The sequence below is a fragment of the Companilactobacillus sp. FL22-1 genome, assembly GCF_043951805.1.
GTDB lineage: Bacteria > Bacillota > Bacilli > Lactobacillales > Lactobacillaceae > Companilactobacillus.
Map to the genome: position 1 here is coordinate 1 of NZ_JBINJY010000022.1, position 5,208 is coordinate 5,208.

The following is a 5,208-nucleotide window of genomic DNA, read 5'->3' on the forward strand; positions in this document are numbered from 1 at the left end:
TTTAAATATACCTTGTACAGTGAAGTTTATTGATTGTGTGATTTATGATAAAAGATTAATCTTTTATCATAAATCACACAATCAGTAATACATAAGTTAAGCTCAATCTTATTTACGTTTGGCAAGGCCTTCACGAATAATTTTTTCTAAGACATCAACAATTTTTTCGTCATTCTCAAAAGCGATGCGTTTAACTTCTTTATATGTGCTCATGCGAAGTTGAACGGTTTTAGTTTTTTCTGTTTCGAATTGGTATGGACTTTTTAGATTTTTAAGTTGTTCAGATGCCTTTTTACTAACTTTGTTTAAAAAATCTTCTGCCATGATAAATTACTCCTCTAACTGTTGAATTCTAAGTAGTTGTTCATTAAGAACCATTTGGTACATTTGGATTGCTCTTTTATCCCAATGGTCTTTATTCCGTATTCCTTCATTAGCAAACGTTTTAACCCGTTCTTGAGTTCTAATTGAGTTTGAAAAGACCCCTCCGCCAAAAAAGTCTTTTGCTTGTGCAGAAATTTCAGTATCAACTTTTGCACGTGGCTTCATTAAGTACAATATGACACCAACTAACTGAAAACTTCCATTGTATTGTTCACGTAGTTCACCTAAATGCGTAGCTGTTTTTAAAGAACTTGTATATGACTGCTTTTGAGTTTGTAAGACAATTGAGATGAAATCTGAAGCCATGATTGCGTTATTAGTAAAGACATTTATTGTTGGTGGTACGTCAATAAAAATATAATCGTAATTTTGTTTTAACTTTGAAAGCATTTGTGGTAATAGAATATTACGTTTAACCCGACTAACTTTTTCTACAGCACTAATCCATAAAGACAATGTCCAATCTGTAGGAATCATATCAATTTGGTCTGTAACAGACACAATAGATTTAGACAAATTCCCTCCAAGAAGGCCCTCATATAATGAAAGTTCCGGCTTTAAATCGGCTTTATAAGTCTCCTTCATAATTTCAGTTGCATTTCCCTGGGGATCGAAATCTATAAGCAGTACTTTTTTCCCCTCTTGACCCAATAAATAGGTTTCCATTACAGTCAAGGTGGTCTTACCGACGCCACCTTTAAAGTTGAAGTTTAATAGTGTTTTCCCATTCATAGTAGCACCTACCTTTACATAAATATTTTACCATGATTTATGATTAATCACAAATTTTACATGATTTATGATTAATCATAAATCATATCCATAAACTATTTACTTAGCCTTTGCAGAATGATATGCTTTGTTCATAAACAAAAAATCCCAATCCACTCGGGATTGGGATTTTTGCAGTATTGACAAGTAGCTATCTTGCAGCTACCTAGTCCAAGCAATTTCACCACCAAGTTAAAATTGCTTGAAAAAATTGTAATCTTGTTTACGTGTTAATTATACCGCAAGCAAACCTTAAGGGCAAGCAAAGGTAAACTAATTAAAACGAAGATAAGACCAATGGACTAAGTAGCTTGTAATAACTACTTAGTCCATTTTTAGTTCTTAAAAATTAAAAAAGTTGCCGACTGGGCAACTCACAAACAGACACATGCTGGTGAAACTACAAAGCCGATCACGTCTAATGTTCGCTTTGTAATTCAGTTAAAGCATACCAGATTTGTATTTTAAAACAAGTCAGATGTTTTAGCAACTCTCTTTTAGGACAGCATGTGTCAGTCAAGAAAGGGAGTTTTTATTATGACAAAATCAACAGATTTCAATTACTATGACGCCAATAGCGTATATGGAGCCTTGTTTTTCCAGTTCCCTAAGGTATTAATGTATGGCGAGCAATACAAACATTTAAGTGATGCCGCTAAACTAGCTTACATGGTACTAAAAGACCGGCTAGAGTATTCTTTACGCAATCACTGGATTGATGAGGAAGGGCACGTCTACTTTATTTTTACCAATCAAGAACTTAAAGATTTATTCGACTGCTCAAATGATAAGTTAGCAGCCGTTAAAAAAGACTTGGAACGTGCAGGACTACTTTATCAAAAAGCCATGCATTTCAATCCCAAAACTGGCAAAAACGAACCCAATCGACTTTACCTGGCCGAACTAGATATGCAGTCAACTGACGTCTATTTACGCGGTGAATATGCTCAAAAAGAGCCGCAAACCCTTGCTACGAGCGAAAATCCGAAAATCGGACGTTCGCGGGAGACCGCTCAAACCCTTGCTACGAGCGAAAATCCGAAAATCGGACGTTCGCGAAAGTTCGTTGACGACAACCCGCAAACCCTTGCTACGAGCGAAAATCCGAAAATCGGACACGATCTATATAAAGACTTTAAAAACATAGATACTAATAGATACGATATAGATACTCAAAAGTTGGACTTTTCCACAGCCAATTTCTCACCAGCTGAAATTGAAGCCCAAAATCGGGATTTAGTAAAACATGCTAATGACTTCTTAACTGATGAAGACAGTGGCTTACCGGTTTTCTTAGAACCCGAAGCCGTGCAATTACTAAGTTTCTGGTGCCGCACTCCGCAACAAATGCGGCGCTTCATTGGCATTATCTTAAATGCTAAGTACCGAGTTGAGAAAGATCACAAAGATATTGGTGTCATAATCCCACTTGATAATGAGGAACTAAAACCTTTAATGACTAAAGCCTTGAGACGCTACTTTAACGCCCTAAGAAGCGACGAGAAGCATATCAAGAACGTGGAGAACTACTTATACGGCACTATGCAAAACCTATTTGGGATTTGGTGGAACCAACAAGCAGCTAGAGAATATGCGACCAAACACCCCGAAGAAGAAAAGTCGGCCGACAACGATAACAGTGGGTTGTACTACTAGTCCTAAAAGGCTACAAAATCCTTTCTAAGCGGTTTTAAGACTTACTAACCCTTTTATACTTAAGTTAGATTTAAATGGCTTAGACAGAAGAATAGGGTCTTTTAAATGAGTGTCAGAGCTAACCAGGCTAACCAGCTCAAAAGTTCAGCCTTTAGATCAACGCCAAGCTTAAGTGATTTGAGGCCAAGGCTTTATCTATTGATAGGGTACTCAAAAGGTAGCATAATGGTAGTAGTAAAAGAAAGGGGCGAGACAATCATGGCAGTTAAGGAAAAGAAACGGGTACAAGTCCAGATTGATAAAGATTTGGCCGATGATACCGAAGCAATTTTAAGCGAATTGGGCCTAAATCCAACCACAGCGATTAACATGTTTTATAAGCGAATCGTAGCGGAAGCAGCGTTACCGTTTAAACCAGCTCTAAGCGAAGCGGAAAGAGCTAATTTACGCTTTTTAAAGGCGACCGAAGGGACACCAGTCACCGAGTTAAAAGACGCTAAAGGAGTCACTGATTGGCTCAATGATCCAGATGAGGACTAATGGCTTATCAGATTAAATGAATTAATAACTTGGGAGTGTGATTAACATGAAAGACACAATTACAATCAATGACTTTTTTGAAATTGCCAAAGAAACTGATTTAAAAGATTTACTTGATAAGTCATTACATGAGCCAGATCCAGAAAAGCGCAAAGTCTATGACGCTTTATATACCTACTTTTTAGATAAAAGGCAAGATGAGGTTATTAAGCGAAAGGACTTTGTCCGTTGATAGATAAACCCCAATATATAATTGTTGCTGGTGTTAACGGAGCAGGAAAAAGTACGCTATACGATACATTTCCCAGCTTGTTTGACAAAACAAAACGGATTAACGCTGATGAACTTTTAAGACAAATGGGTGGCGATTGGCATAAAGATAGTGACAACTTAAAAGCCATGAAAGAAGAAATCGAACAACTACACTATGCTTTAGACCACCAGCAAAGTATTCACGTAGAAACAACACTGGCAGGTAGAGGCAAAGCTCAACTCAATTTGATTGATAAAGCGCATGAAAATGGCTTTGAAGTGACTTTATTATATGTTGCTTTGCGAGATGAAAATTTAGCTATCCAAAGGGTCAACGAACGGGTACAAAAAGGTGGGCACGGTGTTCCAGTAGCAACGATCAAGAAACGTTATCAGCAATCCAAACATAATTTGCCATTAGTGGCCTTTAAATCTGATAAGGTCATGATCTATGATAATAGCGAAAAGTTTACCTCTGTTTATGCAAGGGAGAAGGGACAAGTTTTTAAGAACGATTTGAGGCATTTTCCTTGGATAAACCAAAATATTACTTATCCAGAAAAGGTGCAAAAGCAGTTACAAAATTTTGCAGATCAAAACCCAGAAGTAAAGCCTAAAAATGATCCAGAAAATAAAAACGATCGGCCTAGTTATTAGGTTGATCGTTTTTGAATTTGTTCGGTTTATGCGCATTAACGTAATTAGCAAATATTTTTAAAAGCTCTTCGGTTTGTTCGACCGAAAGGTTATCAGCTTGAAAGTATTTTTCGAGCAAAGCCCCTTTTTGAATTAATCGGCGAGAACGGGCTTTGCGTGCTTGGCGGCTTTCATAGTATTTAGATTGCCGTAATTTAAAATCTTCTCGCTCAATTTTTTGTTTTAAACGCGCTTGCTGCTCGACTAGTTTTTCATATTGATTAGACATGGAATTTCCCCATCTCGTATGGCTAATGATCTACGGACTTTACCTTTAAAAATTCAGAAAATTGCTTGGCTAAAAGCTTAATCCGATCGTTAGACAAATTAGCATAATCTAAATTGGCTTGACTGATGATTTGTTTACCTAGCCGTTGTTCAATCTTATTTTTTTCGTCCTTGATTTTTTGGTTAAGGGCTTTTAATTTAGCTTCTTGTTTTTCTAGGTTACTTTGAGACATAACGATCCCTCCAATCATATTAGAAATAATTACCGAAACTATATCATATAGGAAACGTTAAGTCAAAGTATAGAAGTTGAAATAGCGAAGCGGAGGGCATACACTAAAAGTGGAGTTAAGGGAATCAGTAGACCGAGTGAAACGAGGTCAATGCGCACTTACACTCCAAATGAATTGGAGTCGTGCTAAGGACATCGCAACCTGTATTAGAAGTCGCCGATGGCGACAACAAAGTCAAACCCATAAATCCAAAGAAAGGTAGTGACCGACATGGCAATTTTTCACATGAGTTTTAGTAATATTAGTGCTGGTAAAGGACGAAGTGCGATTGCCAGTGCCGCTTATCGAAGTGGTGAAAAGCTATTTGATGCTAAGGAAGGTCGCCACTATTTTTATGCCCGCTCGGTTATGCCAGAAAGCTTTATTTTAACCCCCAAAAATGCACCAG

Annotated in this window: 9 protein-coding genes; 5 read left to right on the forward strand and 4 right to left on the reverse strand. The window is 37.2% G+C overall.

Annotation, left to right across the window (positions count from 1 at the left end):
- Positions 1-108 precede the first annotated feature (108 nt).
- Complete coding sequence (locus ACG72T_RS12395; protein ID WP_165709486.1) at positions 109-324, reverse strand: hypothetical protein; 216 nt, start codon at positions 322-324, stop codon at positions 109-111.
- Positions 325-330: 6 nt separating this feature from the next.
- A complete protein-coding gene (locus tag ACG72T_RS12400) occupies positions 331-1,116 on the reverse strand; it encodes a ParA family protein (protein WP_395266446.1) in 786 nt (261 codons plus the stop codon).
- Positions 1,117-1,692: 576 nt separating this feature from the next.
- On the opposite strand from ACG72T_RS12400, the gene ACG72T_RS12405 reads away from it, so the two are divergent.
- The 4 genes from ACG72T_RS12405 (at position 1,693) to ACG72T_RS12420 (ending at position 4,260) form a co-directional block, all read left to right on the forward strand.
- Positions 1,693-2,811, forward strand: a complete 1,119-nt coding sequence (locus ACG72T_RS12405) for a replication initiator protein A (protein ID WP_395266447.1) — start codon at positions 1,693-1,695, stop codon at positions 2,809-2,811.
- A gap of 258 nt (positions 2,812-3,069) precedes the next feature.
- Positions 3,070-3,351 carry a type II toxin-antitoxin system RelB/DinJ family antitoxin gene (locus tag ACG72T_RS12410; RefSeq protein WP_395266451.1) on the forward strand — a complete coding sequence of 94 codons (282 nt, stop codon included), beginning with the start codon at positions 3,070-3,072 and terminating at the stop codon, positions 3,349-3,351.
- 46 nt (positions 3,352-3,397) lie between these two features.
- A complete protein-coding gene (locus ACG72T_RS12415; protein ID WP_010620892.1) occupies positions 3,398-3,583 on the forward strand; it encodes a hypothetical protein in 186 nt (61 codons plus the stop codon).
- The gene (locus ACG72T_RS12420; protein ID WP_395266448.1) at positions 3,580-4,260 is read left to right on the forward strand and encodes a zeta toxin family protein; all 681 of its coding nucleotides are present in this window, start codon (positions 3,580-3,582) and stop codon (positions 4,258-4,260) included. Before ACG72T_RS12415 ends, ACG72T_RS12420 begins: the two co-directional genes overlap by 4 nt.
- Here the strand turns inward: ACG72T_RS12420 and ACG72T_RS12425 are convergent.
- Together ACG72T_RS12425 and ACG72T_RS12430 are read right to left on the reverse strand one after the other, a co-directional pair.
- On the reverse strand, positions 4,250-4,528 hold the full coding sequence (locus tag ACG72T_RS12425) for a hypothetical protein (RefSeq protein ID WP_395266449.1): 279 nt from the start codon (positions 4,526-4,528) through the stop codon (positions 4,250-4,252). The two genes, ACG72T_RS12420 and ACG72T_RS12425, sit on opposite strands and share 11 nt — an antisense overlap.
- A gap of 22 nt (positions 4,529-4,550) precedes the next feature.
- Entirely contained in the window at positions 4,551-4,778 is a 228-nt protein-coding gene (locus ACG72T_RS12430; RefSeq protein WP_163627755.1) for a hypothetical protein, read from the reverse strand.
- A gap of 252 nt (positions 4,779-5,030) precedes the next feature.
- On the opposite strand from ACG72T_RS12430, the gene ACG72T_RS12435 reads away from it, so the two are divergent.
- Positions 5,031-5,208, forward strand: a 178-nt coding sequence (locus ACG72T_RS12435; RefSeq protein ID WP_395266452.1) for a MobA/MobL family protein, incomplete at its 3' end; no start/stop codon positions are given.

Coding starts and splice junctions, on each gene's coding strand:
- ACG72T_RS12395 (WP_165709486.1), bottom strand. CDS start 324: ATGGCAGAAGATTTTTTAAACAAAGTTAGTAAAAAGGCATCTGAACAA.
- ACG72T_RS12400 (WP_395266446.1), bottom strand. CDS start 1,116: ATGAATGGGAAAACACTATTAAACTTCAACTTTAAAGGTGGCGTCGGT.
- ACG72T_RS12405 (WP_395266447.1), top strand. CDS start 1,693: ATGACAAAATCAACAGATTTCAATTACTATGACGCCAATAGCGTATAT.
- ACG72T_RS12410 (WP_395266451.1), top strand. CDS start 3,070: ATGGCAGTTAAGGAAAAGAAACGGGTACAAGTCCAGATTGATAAAGAT.
- ACG72T_RS12415 (WP_010620892.1), top strand. CDS start 3,398: ATGAAAGACACAATTACAATCAATGACTTTTTTGAAATTGCCAAAGAA.
- ACG72T_RS12425 (WP_395266449.1), bottom strand. CDS start 4,528: ATGTCTAATCAATATGAAAAACTAGTCGAGCAGCAAGCGCGTTTAAAA.
- ACG72T_RS12430 (WP_163627755.1), bottom strand. CDS start 4,778: ATGATTGGAGGGATCGTTATGTCTCAAAGTAACCTAGAAAAACAAGAA.